The sequence below is a fragment of the Mycetocola sp. genome, from assembly GCF_046716805.1.
GTDB lineage: Bacteria > Actinomycetota > Actinomycetes > Actinomycetales > Microbacteriaceae > Mycetocola_A.
Genome location: NZ_JBKJWH010000186.1, coordinates 22,189 through 40,917, shown reverse-complemented (window position 1 = coordinate 40,917; position 18,729 = coordinate 22,189). Strand labels below are relative to the sequence as shown.

Here is an 18,729-nt window from a genome sequence, read left to right as displayed (position 1 = left end):
CTTTGTGTCTGGCGGTCTGGGGTTGTCCCGCCTTCCCTATGGGGGTGCCCGAGGGCACCCGCTTCGGGTATCTTCTCCTTAAAAGAGGTCTTTTTCGGCGAGCCAGTCGGAGGCGAGAGCCTCGGGGGAAGCCTTTTCGTCACCCTGGTTCCGGCTGTTGAGTTCGATCAGGTCTTCCGTCGTGAGTTCCGCCGAAACGGCGTTCAGGGTGTCCTTCACGGTGTCGGATGCCTTCTCCGAGTTGATGAGTGGAAGGACATTCTGCGGGAGGATCATGTTCTCGGGGTCCTCGAGTGTCACGAAGCCGTTCTCCTTGATCGACGGGGTGGTCGAGAAGATGTCAGCGATGTTCACCGTGCCGTCGAGCAGAGCGGCCGTCGTGAGTGGTCCACCGGAGTCGCTGATCGGAACGAAGCTGATGTTGGCCGCGTCGACACCGTAGATGTCGGTCAGTCCCTGCGGCCCGTACGGGCGCTCAGCGAGCTCCGGGTTGCCGCCGACGATGAGCGGCACGTCGAGTCCGGCGAGGTCAGCGAGGCTGGTGACATTGTTCTGTTCGCTGAATTCCCGCGTGACGTTGTAGCTGTCCTTGTCCTCTGCGTTGGACTGCTCGAGCACCTCGAAGCCCTCTGGCAGGGCATCCGGAAGCGCCGCGAAGACCTCTTCGCTCGACGTTGCCTCTGAATCCTCGTCGAAGAACTGAAGCAGGTTGCCGCTGTAATCGGGGATGAGATCGATCGAGCCGTCCTGCAGTGCTTCGATGTAGACGTCACGCTGGCCGATCGGGCCGGCGAACTCGACGGTCACACCGTTGGCTTCAAGCGCCTGCGCGAAAATCTGGGCAATGATTTCGGACTCGGCGAAGCCCGCAGAACCGACGACGATCGTTTCGGCGTCGCCTGACGGCTCAGCGGGCTCGAGAGGGTCGCCCCCCGCACCGCAACCAGTGAGAGCGAGCGTCGTGCCCGCGGCGAGAAGTGCGGCGGCCAGGCGGCCGCGTCGTGAAGAGAACATCGAATTTCCTTACTGTGTGGGATGGAACGTTGCCGTTCACGTTGCCCGGGATGCTGTGGAAGCATCCTGGCCAGACGCGCGAAGCCTTCGGAGCGGCGCGGTCGTTCGGATTGCCCGAACCCCGGCCGGCACGGTCAGGCGTTGGATCGAGATCAGGATTCCCTCGAGCACGAGCGCGAGGAGAGTGACAAGCAGTGCTCCGACGAGCACCTTCGTGTAATCGCGGACAGGGAGGGCATCAATTATGTACCGCCCAAGCCCGCCGAGCGAGATGTATGCCGCAACGGTGGCCGTAGCGACGACCTGAAGCACGGCCGATCGCACTCCCCCGATGATGAGCGGCAGCGCGAGCGGAATCTCCACCTTCCACAGGATCTGCCACTCGGTCATCCCCATCGACCGTGCGGCATCCACCGTGCGCGGGTCCACCGATTCGATCCCTGAGTATGCGCCGGCGAGCAACGGCGGAATCGCAAGGACGACGAGCACGATGATGGTCGGGATGAGGGCGAGCCGGATGCCGAAGCCGAAGGCAATGGCAAGGTACGTCAGCAGCCCCAGGGTGGGAAGCGCCCGAAGCGCGCTTGTCGCACCGATCGAGATGCCACGGAATCGCCCGGTGTGGCCGATGTACAGGCCGAGGGTCACCGCGATGAGAACGGCGATGAGGACGGTCAACCCGGTGTATCCCAGATGCTGGGCGAGCCGGGTCGGGATGCCGTCGGGCCCGGTCCAGTGCGACGGGTCGCCGATCCAGGCGAAAGCTTCTGCGAAGGCGTTCATGCGGCGACGGCTTTCGTTCGTGCCGTCCTGGCGTTTCGACGAGCCGCGGCGTCCACACGTGCCCACGGCAGAAGAATCCGTCCGGCGAGCACCAGGAGCACGTCGAAGATCACGGCGATGAGGATCGTGCCGACGATGCCGACGAGGATCTCCGTCGCGAAGTTGCGCTGGTACCCGTTGGTGAAGAAATAGCCGAGCCCGGACATACCGACGAGGGCACCGAGCGTCACGAGACTGACGGTGCTCGTCGAGACGACGCGCAGACCGGCGAGGAGAACAGGGCCGGCGAGCGGCAACTGAACCTGCCAGAACCGGCGCCAGGCGCCGAAGCCGACGGCTGTGGCGGATTGGGTGACGTCTCCGGACACCGCGTCGAAGGCATCCGTCGCCGTCCGGACCATGAGGGCCACAGCGTAGATGGTGAGCGTCACGATGAGGTTCGCCGGGTTGAGGATCTGGGTGCCGAGCACCGTCGGCATGGCCACGATGAGAGCGAGCGACGGAATCGTGTACAGCAGACCGCACACGGTGAGCAACACCCCGCGGGACATGCGATAGCGGTGGGCGAGCCAGCCGATCGGCACAGCGAACAGGAACCCGAGGAGAATCGGCGGGATGCTGAGCAGGATGTGGTCCAGGGTCAGATCCCAGATCTGCTCGATGTTCGCGAGCACCCAGGTCATATCCGTGTGCCCTGGTTCAGGATGCCTGCGAGCCGGCCGGTTCCGTCGACCACGACCTGGCGCCCGGACACCACTTCGATCCGGAGCGCCCGTCGACCTCGATCAGCGCCGATGAAGTTATTGACGAAGTCGTCGGCCGGGTTGGCGAGAATTTCAGCCGGAGTGCCGACCTGGGCGATCTGCCCGCCCGTCCTCAGCAGCACGACCTGGTCGCCGAGCAGGAAAGCCTCATCGATGTCGTGAGTGACGAAGACGATGGTTTTCGCGAGATCCTTCTGGATTCGGAGCAGTTCCTGCTGCAGTTCACTCCGGACGAGCGGGTCGACCGCCCCGAACGGTTCGTCCATGAGCAGAATGTTGGGGTCGATGGCGAGGCCACGGGCGACGCCGACACGCTGCTGCTGCCCGCCGGAGAGCTGGGAAGGGTACCGCTCGGCAAGCGAACGGTCCAGGCCGACCGTGTCCATGAGCGTCAGGGCCTCCGCCCGCGCCTGCGCGCGCTTGACGCCGGAGAGCAGCGGAACCGTGGCGATGTTGTCCGCGACGGTGCGATGCGGGAGCAGGCCTGAGTTCTGCATGACATACCCGATGCGACGGCGGAGCTTGACCGGCTCCAGAGTGGAGATGTCGTCGTCATCGATGAAAATGCGGCCGGCGGTGGGGTCGACCATGCGGTTGATCATGCGCAGCAGGGTGGTCTTGCCTGAGCCGCTCGACCCCACCAGCACCGTCGTGGTGCGTGACGGAATTGTCAGGCTGAAGTTGTCGACGGCGAGTGTGGTGTCCGGGAACTTTTTCGATACCGCGTCAAACCTGATCATGGCCGGCCCCTCGAGCTAAGCCGGTCGGGTGGCTTTGCATGATTTCAGCGTAGACAACGAAACGCGACGGGCGCCAGCGTTGCTACGCGGGACTCTGCTGGTGTAGAGCCACGTGCCAGCTGCCGCCACCGTACAAATAGGTTGTCGACATGCGGAACTCAAGCGTCTCATCCCCGCGCGTGGCGACCGCCCGGTATGCGACGATCCCGGCGTGCTCGCCCAGCCGGACGATGGCGGGCTCGTGGATCTCGTACGCGTCCCACGGCACAGTGCCGGCGAAGGACCGAGCGACGTCGTCCCGGCTGATCGCTGCACCGGGCACGATCATCAGGCCGTCGCGGGTCATCGCCCTCGCGTAGTGCTCACCACCGCGGCCCTGGAGAATGGCTTTCCAGCCGGCGTGTTCCTCACGGAGGAGGATTGCGGGTAGATCGTCGGTGATCTCAGTCATGGCCTCACGCTACCCCCTCGAGGGCCGTTCTCCACGGATCAGCTTTCGAGCCGGGGAAAGCTGACGTGTTGCATCACCCAGCCGTGCATGGCGACGGCCGCGGCCGCAGAGGCGTTGATGGACCGGGTGGAGCCGAACTGGCTGATCTCGAGCACGGCATCCGCCGCGGCGATCGCCTCGGGAGAGAGCCCAGGACCTTCCTGCCCGAAGAGCATGAGGCAGCGCTCGGGAAGCGCGAAGGTTTCGATCAGCACGGAGCCTGGCACGTTGTCGATCCCCAGGATCGGCAGGTTCTCGGCGCGCGCCCACTCGACCAGCCCCGCGACATCCGCGTGGTGCAGAACGTGCTGGTACCGGTCGGTGACCATTGCGCCACGTTTGTTCCAGCGGCGGCGACCGACGATGTGCACGGTGTCGGCGCCGAAGGCGTTCGCGGTGCGCACGATCGAACCGATGTTCATGTCGTGCTGCCAGTTCTCGATGGCGACGTGGAACGGATGCCGGTGCTCATCGAGATCGGCGACGATCGCGTCGAGCTTCCAGTAGCGGTACCGGTCGATGACGTTGCGGGTGTCGCCGTGGATGAGCAGGTCCGGGTCGAAGTACTCCTCCTCGGGCCAGTCGCCCTGCCACGGCCCGACGCCGTTCGTCGACAGCTCGTGGCTGGGGTTCAGGGGGTTCTCTGGCACCCTCCAACCCTAACCGCGCGGCCGGCTCCCGACCTCGCCGTCCCCCGCGGCGGTCACCCGGCCCGTGTTCCCGTCGACGGTGACCAGCTGCCCGGTCTCGAGCACACTGGTCGCGGTCCCGGTTCCCATCACCGCCGGCAACCCGTATTCCCTCGCGACGATGGCGGCGTGCGACGCGACGCCGCCACTGTCGACCACGACGGCGGCCGCGCGGGAGAACAGCGGCGTCCAGGACGGATTCGTGTACGGGCAGACGAGGATCTCACCCGACTGGAGGGTCCCGAATGCTGTGGCGTCCAGAATGACGCGCACACGCCCGGTTGCGACTCCCGTGCTGGCCGGGCTTCCCTGCACGAGGACGCCGCCGGTGGGTGACGGGTAGATCTGTGAGAAGTCGAGGAGCTTCACCGAGGCCAGTTCGTCGCGCCGGGCCGCGCGGACACGGACAGCGGACCGCAACCGGACCGCCTGCGCTGACGGCATCCGGGCCGGGTCGGCGATCGCCTCGAGTTCTTCCAGCCGCAGGTGGAAGACGTCTCCCGGTGCTGCCAGAAGTCCCGCCCCGCTCAGCCGCCGTCCCATCTCGAGCAGGGCTGATCGAAGCGGCGGCAGAAGGCGCAGAAATTCGAAGTGGGAATCCTCGCGAAACCGGATGCCCTCCCTCGCCCGCTCGAGGACCCGGAGAACGAGACGTCGGCGGTTCGCTCCCGCGAGCAACGGATGCCGCAACAACTCGCGTTCCGCGGCGCTTGCCGGCGATCCCCGGTCCGGGCCCTCGGCGGAGAGAACCGCGATAACACCCAGCGCGACGACCGGGCGCTCCGACCAGGTCGGCGACGACGCGAGCACCGGGCTCACCGTTTCTCGGTGCCCGAACTCATCGAGGAAGGCCGCGAATTCGGTTCGAAACCGGTCGGCGCCATCGAGCGTTGCCATCTGCTCCTCGATGTCGGCGGGATCGTTCGCGGAGAACACCGCTCGAAGGGACGGTGTGTCTCGCACCAGCGCGGCGAGGTTGAGGAGAGCGTCGTTCCCGTCGGTGGTGCGTGTTTGCGCGCCGACGAGGAGATCGCCGAGCAGTCGTCGTTTGCCGAGCACGGTGAGCAGCCCGAGCAGCCGGCCTACGGCGAGCGCCGATCCGGGCAGGTAGTCGGCTCGGAGCCCGGTGATCGGTGTGATCGCGGCGGCGACGGCGCTGGGCACACGGAGAAGAACACCCCATCGCATCCGCTCGGGGTCCGCCGAGCGCAGCCTCCGAACGGCGGCGTCGTATTCGGAGTACCGGGAATCGGCCCTCCACTCGGCCGGGTCGAACCGCCGGGCCCGCGAGAGGATCCGAACGGGCGCTGTGAGAGCTTTCGGAGTGAGCCGGGGCATCGGCGGAACGAACCGGTCGACGACCCCGTCGACTTCGGGAAGGAGACCGGCTTCGTCGATACGGATGCCGAGCCCCCCGGCGATGTTGAGCATGAGGCCGGCCGGCCCGAACCGCCACCAGGTCGTGACATCGAGCGGGTATGGGCGCACCGGGAGGTAGTCGAGGAGCACGGATGCGGCTCGCTTCTGGATTGCATTCAACCGGACGGGTGGCGGGGGCAACGCTGTCATGGGTCGCGCCTGGACCAGGAAGAGCGTGCCGCCGGCGAGCACCCATTCGATGTCCTGCGGTCGGCCGAAATGCGCCTGCACGTCGGTTCCCAGTCGCACCAGCGCAGCCACCTGGGCCTGATCGAGGATCGGTTTCCCTGTCGCCGCGCCGGTTTCAGGCCGGACCCCGTCGGCGGATGGCCGGAGAACGACTTCCCGGAGACCCGCTGTCCAGCTCAGGATCGAACCGTCCTTCCCGACCACGAAATGGTCAGGGGTCACGAGCCCGGACACGACGGACTCACCGAGGCCGGGGCTTCCGTCGATGACGGTGTGGCTGCGATTGCCGGTAACCGGGTCCGCGGTGAACAGCACCCCAGCGGCATCCGCGTCGAGGAGCGATTGGACGACCACGGCGATCCGCACATCGGCGGGCCCGATGCCGAGCCGCTTGCGGTACGCGATGGCGCGATCGGTCCAGAGCGATGCCCAGCAGCGCCGAACGGCGTCGACCACCGCATCAGCGCCCGTGACGCCGAGGTAGGTGTCCTGCTGTCCGGCGAACGCTGCACCGGGCAGGTCCTCTGCCGTCGCACTCGACCGGACTGCCACCTGTCCACCGCCCAGATCCTGATAGGCGCTCTCGATTCGCGAGCGCAGCTCGGCGGGCACTGCCGCGGATGCGAGGGCGTTGCGGATCGATTCGGCGTCGCCGGCTTCGTGCCATCCGCGGATGTCGAAAGTTTCAGCGACCCCCGCATAGGCCTGGGTCGAAATGACGAAGCCCGGCGGGACAGGGAAACCCGCCTGCACCAGTTCGCCGAGGTTGGCGCCCTTGCCGCCGGCAAGCGGAATGTCCTCTCGGCCGACCGAACCCAGCGGAACCACAAGCGACTCCCACTCCACCGCCGCACCTCCTCCGCCCGTTCGAGCCTCCCCCAGTCCTACACCGAAATCCACGCAGGCAGCTCTTTTCGGCGAACCGAAATTTTGCTATCGTTTCGGTATGCCGAAAACCTCCGCGTTCCGCAGTGCCGGGGTCGCGCTGGTTCTTCTTCTCACGGGCGCCGGCTGCTCCCCCGTCGATTCCCCGGCGGCCGCAGATTCGCGCCCGCTCGCCCTCACCACATTCACGGTGCTGGCGGATCTCGCCGAGAACGTTGCAGGGGATGTCATCCGTGTGGAATCGATCACCCGCGTCGGCGCCGAGATCCACGGTTACGAGCCGACTCCTTCGGATTTGATCCGGGCGGACGGGGCCGACCTCCTCCTCGCGAACGGGCTCGGCCTGGAGAGCTGGTTCGACCAGTTCACCGCCGATATCGACGCGCCGACGGTCGTCCTCAGCGATGGCGTCGAGCCGATCTCGATTGCGGTCGGCGATTACAAGGGCCGGCCGAATCCACACGCCTGGATGTCGCCGGTTGCCGCCGAGGTCTATGTCGACAATCTTGTGACGGCGTTCTCCGACCTCGTCCCTTCAGCGACAGAAACGTTCCAGGCGAATGGGGCGGCCTATACGGCGAAGCTTCGGGCCGCCGCGGGCGACCTGTCATCCGCCGTCGCCTCCCTTCCGGACGATCAGCGCATGCTTGTGACCTGCGAGGGCGCCTTCAGCTACCTGGCCAGGGATGCCGGGCTCGACGAGGGCTACCTCTGGGCGGTCAACCAGGAGGGACAGGGCACCCCTCAACAGGCGGCGCGTCTGATCGACACGGTCCGCGAACGCGATGTCCCCGCTGTCTTCTGCGAATCCACGGTCAGTGACGCCGCCCAGCAACAGGTCGTCACCGACTCAGGGGCACAATTCGGCGGCGTGCTCTATGTCGACTCGCTCTCCGACGGCGAGCCGGTGCCCACCTACCTGGATCTCCTGCGCCACGACATCCAGCTCATCACCCGCGGGCTGGACGGCCGGGTATGAGCGCCGCGGTATCGGTCGAGAACCTGACCGTGCGGTACGGCGACGTCACCGCCCTCTCCGATGTCACCTTCGACGTGACCCCGGCCACGATCACGGGGTTGCTCGGCATGAACGGCTCAGGCAAGTCGACCCTCTACGCCAGCGTGATGGGGCTCGTGAAACCCGCAGCCGGTCGGGTGAGGATCTTCGGCGAATCGAGCGGAGCCGCCAGGGGATCGAACGCTGTCGCCTACGTGCCGCAATCCGAATCGGTCGATTGGAACTTTCCGGTCTCCGTCCGTGACGTCGTCTTGATGGGCCGATACGGCCGGATGGGGTTCTCGAGACGCCCGAGGCGGTCGGACCATGATGCCGTCGCGTCCGCGCTCGATCGCGTCGGCCTCTCCGACCTGGCCTCCCGCAGCATCGGCGCCCTCTCCGGCGGCCAGCGCAAGCGCGCCTTCGTCGCCCGCGGCATCGCGCAGGACGCCCGGCTCCTGCTTCTCGACGAACCCTTCGCCGGGGTGGACACGGGGAGCGAAGCGACGATCACCGCATTGCTCCGGGAACTGCGGGCGGAGGGGCGCAGCATCCTGATGTCGACCCACGACCTCGGCGGAGTGCCCGAACTCTGTGACGACGTCATCCTCCTCCAGCGCCGCGTGCTCTTCCAGGGCCCACCGCTGGAGGCGTTGACCCCCGACCGGCTGGCCCTGGCATTCGGGGTGCAGACATGATCGACCTTGTCGCCTGGCTCACCGACCCCCTCCAATACGGCTTCATGGTGCGGGCACTGGTTTCGACTCTTCTCGCCGCTGTGACCTGCGGGCTGCTCTCCTGCTGGCTGGTGCAGATCGGCTGGTCGCTCATGGGTGACGCCGTCTCGCATTCGGTCCTCCCAGGAGTCGTGCTCGCCTATGCGATCGGCTGGCCGTTCGCCGTCGGGGCTTTTCTCTTCGGCGTCGGAGCCGTCGCACTCATCGGCGGCATCCAGTCGAACACGAAGATCAAGGCGGATGCCGCCATCGGCGTGGTGTTCACGAGCCTGTTCGCCCTCGGAATCGTCCTCATCTCGGTGACGCCGAGCCAGATCGACCTCGCACACATCCTGTTCGGGAACGTGCTCGGCGTCGGTCCAGGGGACCTCCTGCAGGTGGGCGTGATCGGACTCTTCACCTGCTCAGTACTGCTTCTCAAGCGACGCGACTTCACGCTCTTCGCGTTCGACCCGCTCCATGCTCACGCGATCGGGCTCAACACGCGCCTGATCCGGGTGATGCTCCTCGGGCTCCTCGCCCTGACGGTCGTGGTCACCCTGCAGGCCGTCGGCATCGTCCTCGTCGTCGCGATGCTGATCATCCCCGGTGCTACGGCCTACCTCGTCGCTCGGAGCATGGCTGGGATGCTCGCCGTCGCAACCGCGGCCACGTGCGTCGCGGCGCTCGTGGGCGTCTACGTGAGCTTCTACGCGGACTGGTCGACCGGTGGCTCCGTCGTTCTCGCACAGGCGGTGCTGTTCTGTCTGGCGTTCCTGTTCGGACCGCGCGGAGGGGTTGCGACGGCGCGCCTTCGCGCACGCCGTAGTCTGGTCAGCCCATGAAGCCGTCGAAACCCGTTGTCGAGGATTACCTCAAGACCATCTACGCCCACACGGAATGGCAGGCGGATGCCATCACGCCGTCTGCGCTCGCCACCCGTCTCGGGCTGGCACCGTCGACGGTCACCGAGATGGTGAAGAAACTCGCCGCTCAGGGTCTCGTGACCCACGTTCGATACGGGGCGATCTCGCTTACCGAAGCGGGAACGGCGGCGGCGGTCGCTGTCGTGCGGCGGCACCGGCTCGTCGAGACCTGGCTCGTGCAGGAGATGGGGTACGGCTGGGACGCCGTCCATGACGAAGCCGAGGTGCTCGAACACGCGATCAGTGACCGCCTGCTGGCGAGCATCGACGAGCGCCTGGGCCATCCGGACCGGGATCCGCACGGCGACCCCATTCCAGCGGTCGACGGTTCGGTGCGGCGAGAGCGGGCCGTTCTGCTGGAGGAGGCCGGCGACGGACACAGCGGGGTGGTGCTGCGGATCAGCGACCGGGACCCGTCCCTGCTGCGCGAGCTCGAGGCATCCGGTATCGATGTCGGCACGACGGTTTCGGTTCGCCCTGGCGCCCTTCTCGTCGGGGCGACTCTTGTTCCGCTGCCGTCGGCGGCGTTGGCGGCGATCTGGCTGAGCGCCTGAGTTTCGGCTGCCACCCTAAACTGAGCGATGAGCGAAGGAGTTGTGGCATGACAAGACGCGACGAAGTTGAGTGCTGGCTGACCGACATGGACGGTGTTCTGGTTCACGAAAACCGGCCGCTGCCGGGCGCCGCCGAGCTTTTGCAGCAGTGGCGCGACCAGGGCAAGCCCTACCTGGTGCTCACGAACAACTCCATCTTCACCCCGCGGGACCTCAGCGCACGGCTGCGGGCGTCAGGGCTTGAGGTGCCTGAGGAGTTCATCTGGACCTCAGCACTCGCCACCGCGGCGTTCCTCAAGGACCAGATGCCGGGCGGTTCAGCCTTCGTCATCGGCGAAGCGGGAATCACCACCGCGCTGCACGAGGCCGGCTTCATCATGACCGAGACAGCGCCTGACTACGTCGTCGTCGGTGAGACCCGCAATTATTCGTTCGAGGCGATCACCAAGGCGATCCGGTTGATCAACAATGGTGCCCGTTTCATCGCGACTAACCCGGATGCCACCGGTCCGAGTGCGGACGGCCCGATGCCCGCCACCGGCGCGATCGCCGCGCTGATCACCAAAGCCACAGGCAAGGAGCCGTACATCGTCGGCAAGCCGAACCCGATGATGTTCCGCTCGGCCCTCAACAAGATCGGTGCCCACTCCGAGAACACGGGCATGATCGGTGACCGGATGGACACAGACGTGGTCGCCGGGATCGAAGCGGGCCTGCACACCATTCTTGTTCTCACCGGGATCAGCGACGAGGCCGAGATCAAGAAGTACCCGTTCCGGCCCTCGGAGATCCTCGGCGGCGTGGTCGACCTGCTCGAACACCACCCGATCGAGTCGGAAGTCGTTTGAGTCGCCGGCCGGCGTCGAGGCCTCAGCCCTGGGCGGCGACTGACCCGCTCAGGGGTTCACCGCTCGAGCGGTCGACGAAGCAGTAGTAATTGCGCTGCCCGTCCGCCCATTGCTCCTCGGACACCGGGTACGTGCCCTGCACCTGAAGGTCTGAGTACTCGTCTGCCGCGTCGGCGTCGAGGACGCCTGGGGCGCTGCACCAGAGGGCGATCCGCTCGAGGATCTCGTCCTCGCCGGGGTATTCCGCCGCGGGATCTTCGGCTACCGGTCCGGTGAAGACCATCTGGGCCGCGTGAGGTTCAGCGCAATCGACGACCGTGAAGGTCTCCGCCCACGGGGTCGAGTACGGTTCGATGCATTCACCGCCGCCGAGAGCGGTCCATTGCTGCTCACCCGGAGCGGCGGGTCCGACGGGAGCGGCCGGCACGGTCGGTGTCGGCGTTGCCGTCGGTGAGGGTGCGGCTGTCGGCGCCGGCCCGGCGAGCTGGCCGGGAAGCTGGGAACCGAGGAAGAACAGCCCGCCGAGCACGAGGAGAGCCACGATGCCGATCGCAGCGAGAACGACCGGGCGTGGCGCGCGTGCGGCTGCCGGGCGCGCTGGGCGAAGAGGGCGCCTCGCCGGCTTGACCGGCGAGGGTGCCACTCGAGGCACTGCGGGTTCGATTCCCGGCGCCGGGCTGGTGTAGGTCATCCGCTTGCGCGGTCCGGCGGGGTCGGGTGCGGGAATGATCACGGGCTCCACCGGCGACGTTTCCTGCTCGGCGTCGAAGCGGGTCGGCCGGCGGGTGGGGAGCCCATCATCGGCGTCGTCACTGTGCGAATCGGATGCCCCGGAGCCGGCCGGAACCGGCCCGACCGTTCCGGCGGCATCCCTGCGGTGGACCCGCGGATCCAGCTGGTCGTTCGCGGTGAGCTTCCAGCTGAAGTTGTCGAGGTCCTCGGTCTCAAAGGGCGGGTCGTGCGGGGCGTCGATCCGAAGGTCCGCCTGAGATTCGGCTTCGAGCGAATCCTCCGGTTCCGAGTCGCGACGCGGGGCGGGCGGCGTGAACGCCGGGACCGGAAGAACGGGGTGGGCGTTCCCGGCGGGAAGGTCCGGTTCTTCCGGCTCCTCCACCTGGGACTCGCGGGCGGAACGCGGTGTGAACAGCGCGGGTTCTACCGTTGGGATCAGGCCGGTTTCGGCTTCGTCTTCGAGGTCGTCTGTGGGTTCGCGATCGAAAGGGGAGTCGGCACCGTCGGCGTCGCCCGGCACGACAGGGGTCCAGGCGGGCGCGAAGGCGGGCTCGGGGAGAAACGCCGGCTCTGGTTCGTACGGTGGAGCGGGCTTTTCGGTACGTCGCGGCGCGAACCGTGCCGGTTGAGGAAGCACAGGTTCGGCGGCGTCGACGGCCGGCGCAGCGTCCTCGACTGGTGCGACGTGATGGACGCCCGTGTCTGCCTTGTCGCCCGTATTGTTCTCAGCGTTCTCGACGTTGTGTTCCGGGCGCGGCTCGGGGTTCACCAGTGCGTCTGCGGCGACCAGCTTCTCGCGCCACCAGGCGAGCACCGGGTTGTCTCCGGCACGAGCTGCATCCGGGGAGCCGTCGGCGCCATTCCGGGGGACCTGCCTAGTGTCGAACTGGCCCGTCGGCGCGGCGTCGAGCTGTGAGATGAGCCAATCAGCTCCGGCGACTTCTCTCTCACCCGTTGGCGGGTCGACCGGGTTCTTGTCGTCGTCGGGGCGGCGGGTGTCGTCAGCCACTACTCGAGCCCCAGGTCGGACAGGCCGATTGCAGCGAGGTACGGGTAGCCGGCGGCTTCGATGATCTCCCGGGCGCCCGTGTTGCGGTCGACGACGACAGCGACGCCGGCGATCTCCGCTCCGACTTTCTTGAGCGCCTCGATGGCGGCGAGCGGTGAACCCCCCGTTGTCGACGTGTCTTCGAGCACGATGACTCGTTTCCCGGCAAGCTCCGGCCCTTCGACCTGCTTGCCGCGCCCGTGGTCCTTGGGTTCCTTGCGCACCACGAAAGCGTCGTAGGCGAGGCCGCGGGCGGCGCCCTGGTGCAGGACGGCGGCAGCGACCGGGTCAGCACCCATGGTCATGCCACCGACGGCGACGACATCCGGGATGTCCGAAATGAGGTCGATCATCACCTGGCCGATCAGCGGCGCGACGCGGTGATCGAGGCTGACCCGGCGGAGGTCGACGTAGTACGTCGCCTTCTTGCCACTGGTCAGGGTGAAGTCCCCGTGGAACACGGCATCCGCCGTGATGTATTCGATTAGTTGCTTGCGCGCGTCGGTCACTCTCGCAAGTTTAGCGATGCGCGGTTGGAGCGGCGAATGCCGCGACCCGAAGGTCGCGGCATCCGCTGATTTCCGCGGTTTTCGCGAGGGCTGGTCAGAAGGTTGCGACGAGCCGGCCGACGACCTGGCCCTTGGCGAGCTTGTCGATGCCGTCGGGGATCTCGTCGAAGGAGATCTCCGTGATCGTCGGGTTGAGTTCACCCGTGGCGAGGTAGTCGTAGACGCCCTGCACGTCCGCCTTTGTGCCGCCGACCGAGCCGACGAGCGTGACGTTGTGCGTGATGAGCACGCGGGTGTTGATGGTCGCTTCCAACCGGCCCATCCCCACCTGAACGACGCGACCGCCCGGGCGCACCGTTTCGATGGCCTGCGCTGTCGTCGTGCCGAAACCGGCGAAGTCGACGATGACGTCGAGGCCGATGTCGGCGAAATCGGCGATGTTCTTCTTCACGTCGGTGACGCCTGCGTCTCGGGCGTTCTGCCAGACATCCTCGTTCACCTCGGCGACGTAGACCTCTGCACCGGCGAGCACAGCGACGCGGGAGCCGATCTGCCCGAGCCCGCCGAACCCGATGATGCCGAGCTTGGTCCCCTTCGTCACCTGGCCGTTGACGATGACGGCGTGGTGCGAGGTCATGCCGGCGTCGGTGCCTGCGGCACCGTAGGCGAAGGAGACGGAGTCCGGGATCCGGACAAGGGCAACCTGGTCGATCGCTGCCTTCGGGGCGAAGCCGCCGTCGAAGGCGTACACGGGGGCGCCTACCTCGGTGGTTGGGCAGAATCCGACACGGTCGCCGACCTTCCACTCGGTCACGCCCTCGCCGACCTCGCTGATGACTCCGGCGACTTCGTGTCCGATGGTGATCGGCTGCCTGGCCAGAAGCGCGAGCCAGCCTTCGTCTTCCATCAGGCCCACGTCGGAGTGGCACAGCCCGGCCGCTTTGACGTCGATGACAACGCCGCCTGGGGCGGCGGTCGGCTCAGCCACGTCCGCGAGGACGAGAGGCTCATGGGTGTTGGTGAATTGCCACGCTTTCATGTGGTGCTCCTTGCATCAGGCCCTCTCGGCGATCTGGGCCTGGGAGGGCTACCGGTCCAGGCAAACGACGAGGACCCTGAGTTCAGTATGCCACCGCAACCGGTTGCCACGGCTTCGACCGGTCCCGACGAGGAGTCGCTTAACGCACGAAATCGCGCCTGCCCAGGGACCGCATCTGGCGCTGCGGGGTCGACCTGGGAAGGCGCGAGTTCGGGGTGCTTGCCTTACGGCAGCGAAATGTAGGTGCGCGTCGGCACCTGGCGATATCCGTCGCGCCTCACCACGACGGCACTGCCGACGATGGCGGCAGCACTCAGAACGGCGATTCCTGCGAAGAAAACGAACATGATTCCCAACCGAATAGGGGCGACGGATGCCGCCGATACCTCAATACTGGACGGTTCAACTATTCAGGACAAGCGACGATTCCTTCAGCTACTCGGTAGCATAGCTACATGGACGTTCGGCGACTCGATCTTCTCCGGGAGCTGGCCGAGCGTGGCAGCATCGCCGCGGTCGCCGCAGCCACCCACCGGACCCCGTCAGCTGTGTCGCAGCAGTTGAAGGTGCTCGAGAGAGAAGCGGGACTGCCACTCACCGAACGAAGCGGTCGCGGCATCCTGCTGACCGATGCCGGGCGCGCGCTCGCCCGAAGCGCCGGCGACATCGCGGTCGCTCTGGAACGCGCAGGTGCGGTGTGGGACGAGTACCGCAACGATGCGACCGGGACGGTCAGCGTCGCGACCTTCCCGACGGCCGGGCAAATGCTGCTGCCCCGTGTGCTCGCGTTCCTCCAGTCCGTGGCCGGACTCGAGGTGACCATGGTCGACCGCGACCCGGAGACGGAGGATTTCCCCGCTCTGACCGCCGACTTCGACATCGTGCTGGCGCACTCGGTCCCCGGCGGCCGGTCGTGGAGCGGGCGCGGGCTGCGGAACCTGTATCTCCTCAGCGAACCCCTCGACATCGCGCTGCCCCTCGGGCACCGACTGGCAGGCGTCAGCGTGCTCACCCCTGACCACCTCGTCGATGAACGGTGGATCGGCGTGCCTGAGGGCTACCCCTTCGACCGTCTGCTGCACGAGATCGAGGCGGTCACCGGTTCGGCGCTGACGGTGGTGCAGCGGGTCACTGACAGCAGCATCACCGAGGCTCTTGTCGCTGCGGGGATCGGCATCAGCATGATCCCGCGGTTCACCGCATCCGGTCCCGAACGCGGCATCGTGACCCGACCGCTCACCGGTGTCGACATGTCCCGGCACATCGTCGCGTTGATGCGCCCGGACAAGGCCGAGCGTCTTGCCGTCCGGACGGTCGCCGATGCGCTGCAGCGCGAGGCCGAAGCCGTGCAACGGGCGCACGCCCCGGTGGAGGACCCGGCACCGTTCACGTCGCCGCGCTGGGTGTAGCCACCAAGCACGCGAGATGCTGGGGTTGAGGGGGTTCTCACGTGATCACACCCCCTCAACCCCAGCAACTCGCGTCAGTCGTGCTCGGGGAACCCGAGGTTCAGGCCACCGTGGCTCGGGTCCAGCCAGCGGCTCGTGACCGCCTTCTCGCGGGTGAAGAACTCGACACCGCGCGGTCCGTAGGCTTTCGCGTCGCCGAACATCGAGTGCTTCCAGCCGCCGAAGGAGTGGTACGCCACCGGCACCGGAATCGGCACGTTGATGCCGACCATGCCGACGCTCACCTCTCTCTGGAACCGGCGTGCCGCGCCGCCGTCGTTCGTGAAGATCGCGGTGCCGTTGCCGTATGGGCTGTCGTTGATGATCTGGAGCCCCTCGGCGTAGCTCGACACCCGCACGACGGAGAGGACCGGGCCGAAGATCTCGTCGCTGTACACGGTCGATGAGGTCGGCACGTGGTCGAGCAGGGTCGGTCCGAACCAGAACCCACCGTCCTCACCGTTGACCTCGGGGTTCCGGCCGTCGACGACGACCGTGGCACCGTCGGTGCTTGCGACGTCGACATAGGAGGCCACCTTGTCGCGGTGCACCCCGGTGATCAGCGGCCCCATGTCGCAACCGCGACGACCGTCGCCCGTGGTGAGCGACGACATCCGGGTGGCGATGCGGGCGACGAGGTCGTCGGCGATCGTGTCGACGGCCAGCAGCACGCTGATCGCCATGCAGCGTTCCCCGGCCGATCCGAAGCCGGCGTTCACCGCGGCGTCGGCGGCGAGGTCGAGGTCAGCGTCCGGTAGCACGAGCATGTGGTTCTTTGCACCGCCGAGAGCCTGGACCCGCTTGCCGTTCCTCGCGGCCGTCTCGTAGATGTAGCGCGCGATCGGGGTGGACCCGACGAACGACACCGACTGGATGACGGGGTGGTCGAGGATCGCGTCCACCGCTTCCTTGTCTCCGTGCACGACATTGAAGACGCCGTCCGGCAGCCCCGCTTCGGTGAGCAGCTCAGCCATCCAGATTGCCGCTGACGGGTCCTTCTCACTCGGCTTGAGCACGACGGTGTTGCCGGCCGCGAGCGCCAGCGGGAAGAACCACATCGGAACCATAGCCGGGAAATTGAACGGGCTGATGATTCCCACCACGCCGAGCGGTTGCTTGAGCGTGTACACGTCGACGCCGGTCGAGACGTTCTCCGAGTACTCCCCCTTCATCAATTGCGGGATGCTGGTGGCGAAGTCCACGACTTCAAGCCCGCGGGCGATCTCGCCGCCGGCATCCGACAGCACCTTGCCGTGCTCGGAGGTGAGGATTTCGGCCAGATCGCCCTTGCGGGAATTGAGCAGCTCACGGAACGAGAAGAGAACGGCCTGCCGCTTCGACAGGGATGCCTCGCTCCAGGCGGGGAAGGCGGCAGCGGCGGCCTGGACGGCGGTGTCGACGTCGGCGACACTGCCGAGGCGGACCTCTTTCTGGACGACCCCGGTCGCGGGGTTGAAGACCGGTCCCGTGCGGGTGGATGATCCTTCAACGGTCGCTCCGCCGATGAAGTGGTCGATGTACGTGGTCATGCGTGTCCTCCCTGGACGGTGGTGAAGACGGCGTCGTAGGCCGCGAGAGCCTCGGCGACTTCGTCGTCGGTGACGGTGCACGGAGGCACCACGTGGATTCTGTTGTCCTGCACGAACGGCAGCAGGCCGCGCCCGACGAGCGCCGCCTTGAGCCGGCCCATGGTTGCGGCGGCGAGCGGTTCGCGGGTCTCCTGATCGGCGACGAGTTCCATCGCCCAGAACACGCCCTCCCCCCGCACCTCACCGATCAGCTCATGCTTCTGCGCCAATTCGGCCAGACCCGGGCCGATCGCGTCGCGCCCGATCCGGGCGGCGTTCTCGACGATGCCCTCATCGGCCATCGCGTCGAGCGCCCCGACAATGGAGGCCATGGCGAGCGGATGCCCGGAATAGGTCAGCCCACCGGGGAACACGGTCTCGTCGAAGTCGGCAGCGATGGCATCCGGGATGATCACGCCGCCGGCGGGGACGTAACCGGAGTTCACTCCCTTGGCGAAGGTGATCAGGTCCGGCACGACGCCGTACCCCTCGAACGCAAACCAGCGACCGGTGCGGCCAAACCCGGCCATCACCTCGTCGAGGATGAGCAGGATGCCGTAGCGGTCGCACAGCGCACGCACACCGGCGAGGTATCCGGGCGGCGGCACGAGGATTCCAGCGGTGCCGGGCACGGACTCCAGCAGGATCGCCGCGATACTCGCGGGGCCCTCAGCCTGGATGACCCGCTCAAGGGAGTGCAGGGCGCGTTCTGATTCCTGCTCAGGCGTCGTCGCCCAGAACTCGGAACGGTACAGGTAGGGCCCGAAGAAGTGCACGTGCCCTCGCGCGTACTCGTTGGGCACGCGGCGCCAGTCCCCCGTGGCGACGATGGCGGCGCCCGTGTTGCCGTGGTACGACCGGTAGGTCGAGAGGACCTTGTCCCGGCCGGTGTGGAGGCGGGCCATCCGGATGGCGTTCTCGTTGGCATCCGCCCCGCCGTTGGTGAAGAACACCTTATTGAAGCCGTCTGGCGCCAGGTCGGTGATGCGCCGCGCTGCTTCGCCCCGGGTGAGGTTCGCCGTGGACGGCGCGATGGTGATGAGTTGGTCGGCCTGCGCTTTGATGGCGGCGATCACCGCCGGATGCTGGTGGCCGATGTTCACGTTGACGAGCTGGCTGGAGAAATCGAGGTACTCGGTGCCCTCGAAGTCCCAGACGCGCGTGCCGAGGCCGCCGGCCAGGACGAGCGGCTTGAGCGAGCCCTGCGCCGACCACGAGTGAAAGACGTGGGTGCGGTCGAGGTCGAGCGTCTGCTGGTTGGTGTCGGACGTGAGCGTGAGTGCCACGGCATCTCCTTCGTTGCGTGCGTGCGTTGCGTGTCGTGCGAGGGGATTCCGGGTGGGCGGCACTCGGCCGCCCACCCGGAATGGA

General features: G+C 67.0%; 19 protein-coding genes. 6 read left to right on the top strand and 13 right to left on the bottom strand.

The annotated features are described in order from the left end of the window. Nucleotides 1–78: 78 nt before the first annotated feature. The 7 genes from ACLQ62_RS15065 to ACLQ62_RS15035 all read right to left on the bottom strand — a co-directional run bounded on the left by ACLQ62_RS15065 (nt 79) and on the right by ACLQ62_RS15035 (nt 6,934). A complete protein-coding gene (locus tag ACLQ62_RS15065) occupies nt 79–1,014 on the bottom strand; it encodes an ABC transporter substrate-binding protein (protein ID WP_411722444.1) in 936 nt (311 codons plus the stop codon). Nucleotides 1,015–1,050: 36 nt separating this feature from the next. Then, nucleotides 1,051–1,797 carry an ABC transporter permease gene (locus tag ACLQ62_RS15060; protein ID WP_411722443.1) on the bottom strand — a complete coding sequence of 249 codons (747 nt, stop codon included), beginning with the start codon at nt 1,795–1,797 and terminating at the stop codon, nt 1,051–1,053. Further along, a complete protein-coding gene (locus ACLQ62_RS15055; protein WP_411722442.1) occupies nt 1,794–2,480 on the bottom strand; it encodes an ABC transporter permease in 687 nt (228 codons plus the stop codon). Before ACLQ62_RS15055 ends, ACLQ62_RS15060 begins: the two co-directional genes overlap by 4 nt. Continuing rightward, nucleotides 2,477–3,301 (bottom strand): ABC transporter ATP-binding protein, encoded by an 825-nt coding sequence (locus ACLQ62_RS15050; RefSeq protein WP_411722441.1) that lies wholly within the window; start codon nt 3,299–3,301, stop codon nt 2,477–2,479. Before ACLQ62_RS15050 ends, ACLQ62_RS15055 begins: the two co-directional genes overlap by 4 nt. Nucleotides 3,302–3,383: 82 nt before the next feature. Then, nucleotides 3,384–3,752, bottom strand: a complete 369-nt coding sequence (locus tag ACLQ62_RS15045) for a DUF4440 domain-containing protein (RefSeq protein ID WP_411722440.1) — start codon at nt 3,750–3,752, stop codon at nt 3,384–3,386. 38 nt (nt 3,753–3,790) lie between these two features. Next, nucleotides 3,791–4,441, bottom strand: a complete 651-nt coding sequence (locus tag ACLQ62_RS15040) for a TrmH family RNA methyltransferase (RefSeq protein WP_411722439.1) — start codon at nt 4,439–4,441, stop codon at nt 3,791–3,793. Between the two features lie 9 nt (nt 4,442–4,450). After that, nucleotides 4,451–6,934, bottom strand: coding sequence for a PEP/pyruvate-binding domain-containing protein (locus tag ACLQ62_RS15035; RefSeq protein WP_411722438.1), 2,484 nt, complete (start codon nt 6,932–6,934; stop codon nt 4,451–4,453). A gap of 100 nt (nt 6,935–7,034) precedes the next feature. Between ACLQ62_RS15035 and ACLQ62_RS15030 the strand changes: the two genes are divergently transcribed. Genes ACLQ62_RS15030 through ACLQ62_RS15010 form a run of 5 tightly spaced genes read left to right on the top strand, consistent with a single transcriptional unit; the run spans nt 7,035 to nt 11,014 of the window. After that, nucleotides 7,035–7,952 carry a metal ABC transporter substrate-binding protein gene (locus tag ACLQ62_RS15030; RefSeq protein ID WP_411722437.1) on the top strand — a complete coding sequence of 306 codons (918 nt, stop codon included), beginning with the start codon at nt 7,035–7,037 and terminating at the stop codon, nt 7,950–7,952. Then, nucleotides 7,949–8,668: a metal ABC transporter ATP-binding protein gene (locus ACLQ62_RS15025; protein WP_411722436.1), complete on the top strand. Its 720-nt coding sequence runs from the start codon at nt 7,949–7,951 to the stop codon at nt 8,666–8,668. Before ACLQ62_RS15030 ends, ACLQ62_RS15025 begins: the two co-directional genes overlap by 4 nt. Further along, entirely contained in the window at nt 8,665–9,531 is an 867-nt protein-coding gene (locus ACLQ62_RS15020; RefSeq protein WP_411722435.1) for a metal ABC transporter permease, read from the top strand. The genes ACLQ62_RS15025 and ACLQ62_RS15020 overlap by 4 nt, the downstream gene beginning before the upstream one ends. Then, a complete protein-coding gene (locus ACLQ62_RS15015; protein WP_411722434.1) occupies nt 9,528–10,166 on the top strand; it encodes a metal-dependent transcriptional regulator in 639 nt (212 codons plus the stop codon). Before ACLQ62_RS15020 ends, ACLQ62_RS15015 begins: the two co-directional genes overlap by 4 nt. A 47-nt stretch (nt 10,167–10,213) precedes the next feature. Continuing rightward, nucleotides 10,214–11,014, top strand: coding sequence for an HAD-IIA family hydrolase (locus ACLQ62_RS15010; protein WP_411722433.1), 801 nt, complete (start codon nt 10,214–10,216; stop codon nt 11,012–11,014). 22 nt (nt 11,015–11,036) lie between these two features. Here ACLQ62_RS15010 and ACLQ62_RS15005 read toward each other — a convergent pair whose 3' ends face one another. The 4 genes from ACLQ62_RS15005 to ACLQ62_RS14990 all read right to left on the bottom strand — a co-directional run bounded on the left by ACLQ62_RS15005 (nt 11,037) and on the right by ACLQ62_RS14990 (nt 14,689). Further along, entirely contained in the window at nt 11,037–12,755 is a 1,719-nt protein-coding gene (locus ACLQ62_RS15005) for a septum formation family protein (protein ID WP_411722432.1), read from the bottom strand. Continuing rightward, the gene (pyrE, locus tag ACLQ62_RS15000) at nt 12,755–13,303 is read right to left on the bottom strand and encodes an orotate phosphoribosyltransferase (RefSeq protein ID WP_411722431.1); all 549 of its coding nucleotides are present in this window, start codon (nt 13,301–13,303) and stop codon (nt 12,755–12,757) included. The genes ACLQ62_RS15005 and pyrE overlap by 1 nt, the downstream gene beginning before the upstream one ends. A gap of 94 nt (nt 13,304–13,397) precedes the next feature. Then, on the bottom strand, nt 13,398–14,342 hold the full coding sequence (locus ACLQ62_RS14995; protein WP_411722430.1) for a zinc-binding dehydrogenase: 945 nt from the start codon (nt 14,340–14,342) through the stop codon (nt 13,398–13,400). A gap of 224 nt (nt 14,343–14,566) precedes the next feature. Next, complete coding sequence (locus ACLQ62_RS14990) at nt 14,567–14,689, bottom strand: hypothetical protein (RefSeq protein ID WP_411722429.1); 123 nt, start codon at nt 14,687–14,689, stop codon at nt 14,567–14,569. 108 nt (nt 14,690–14,797) lie between these two features. Between ACLQ62_RS14990 and ACLQ62_RS14985 the strand changes: the two genes are divergently transcribed. Further along, nucleotides 14,798–15,751 (top strand): LysR family transcriptional regulator, encoded by a 954-nt coding sequence (locus ACLQ62_RS14985; protein WP_411722428.1) that lies wholly within the window; start codon nt 14,798–14,800, stop codon nt 15,749–15,751. Between the two features lie 74 nt (nt 15,752–15,825). Here ACLQ62_RS14985 and ACLQ62_RS14980 read toward each other — a convergent pair whose 3' ends face one another. Beyond that, complete coding sequence (locus ACLQ62_RS14980) at nt 15,826–17,319, bottom strand: CoA-acylating methylmalonate-semialdehyde dehydrogenase (RefSeq protein ID WP_411722427.1); 1,494 nt, start codon at nt 17,317–17,319, stop codon at nt 15,826–15,828. Further along, nucleotides 17,316–18,644 carry an aspartate aminotransferase family protein gene (locus ACLQ62_RS14975; protein WP_411722426.1) on the bottom strand — a complete coding sequence of 443 codons (1,329 nt, stop codon included), beginning with the start codon at nt 18,642–18,644 and terminating at the stop codon, nt 17,316–17,318. The genes ACLQ62_RS14980 and ACLQ62_RS14975 overlap by 4 nt, the downstream gene beginning before the upstream one ends. Nucleotides 18,645–18,729 lie beyond the last annotated feature (85 nt).

Bases quoted from the DNA above. Each gene is read 5' to 3' on its own strand.
- ACLQ62_RS15055 (WP_411722442.1), bottom strand. From the start codon at position 2,480: ATGACCTGGGTGCTCGCGAACATCGAGCAGATCTGGGATCTGACCCTG.
- ACLQ62_RS15015 (WP_411722434.1), top strand. From the start codon at position 9,528: ATGAAGCCGTCGAAACCCGTTGTCGAGGATTACCTCAAGACCATCTAC.
- ACLQ62_RS14990 (WP_411722429.1), bottom strand. From the start codon at position 14,689: ATGTTCGTTTTCTTCGCAGGAATCGCCGTTCTGAGTGCTGCCGCCATC.
- ACLQ62_RS15030 (WP_411722437.1), top strand. From the start codon at position 7,035: ATGCCGAAAACCTCCGCGTTCCGCAGTGCCGGGGTCGCGCTGGTTCTT.
- ACLQ62_RS15050 (WP_411722441.1), bottom strand. From the start codon at position 3,301: ATGATCAGGTTTGACGCGGTATCGAAAAAGTTCCCGGACACCACACTC.
- ACLQ62_RS14985 (WP_411722428.1), top strand. From the start codon at position 14,798: ATGGACGTTCGGCGACTCGATCTTCTCCGGGAGCTGGCCGAGCGTGGC.
- ACLQ62_RS15065 (WP_411722444.1), bottom strand. From the start codon at position 1,014: ATGTTCTCTTCACGACGCGGCCGCCTGGCCGCCGCACTTCTCGCCGCG.
- ACLQ62_RS15025 (WP_411722436.1), top strand. From the start codon at position 7,949: ATGAGCGCCGCGGTATCGGTCGAGAACCTGACCGTGCGGTACGGCGAC.
- ACLQ62_RS14980 (WP_411722427.1), bottom strand. From the start codon at position 17,319: ATGACCACGTACATCGACCACTTCATCGGCGGAGCGACCGTTGAAGGA.
- ACLQ62_RS15020 (WP_411722435.1), top strand. From the start codon at position 8,665: ATGATCGACCTTGTCGCCTGGCTCACCGACCCCCTCCAATACGGCTTC.
- ACLQ62_RS14995 (WP_411722430.1), bottom strand. From the start codon at position 14,342: ATGAAAGCGTGGCAATTCACCAACACCCATGAGCCTCTCGTCCTCGCG.
- ACLQ62_RS15010 (WP_411722433.1), top strand. From the start codon at position 10,214: ATGACAAGACGCGACGAAGTTGAGTGCTGGCTGACCGACATGGACGGT.
- ACLQ62_RS15045 (WP_411722440.1), bottom strand. From the start codon at position 3,752: ATGACTGAGATCACCGACGATCTACCCGCAATCCTCCTCCGTGAGGAA.
- ACLQ62_RS15060 (WP_411722443.1), bottom strand. From the start codon at position 1,797: ATGAACGCCTTCGCAGAAGCTTTCGCCTGGATCGGCGACCCGTCGCAC.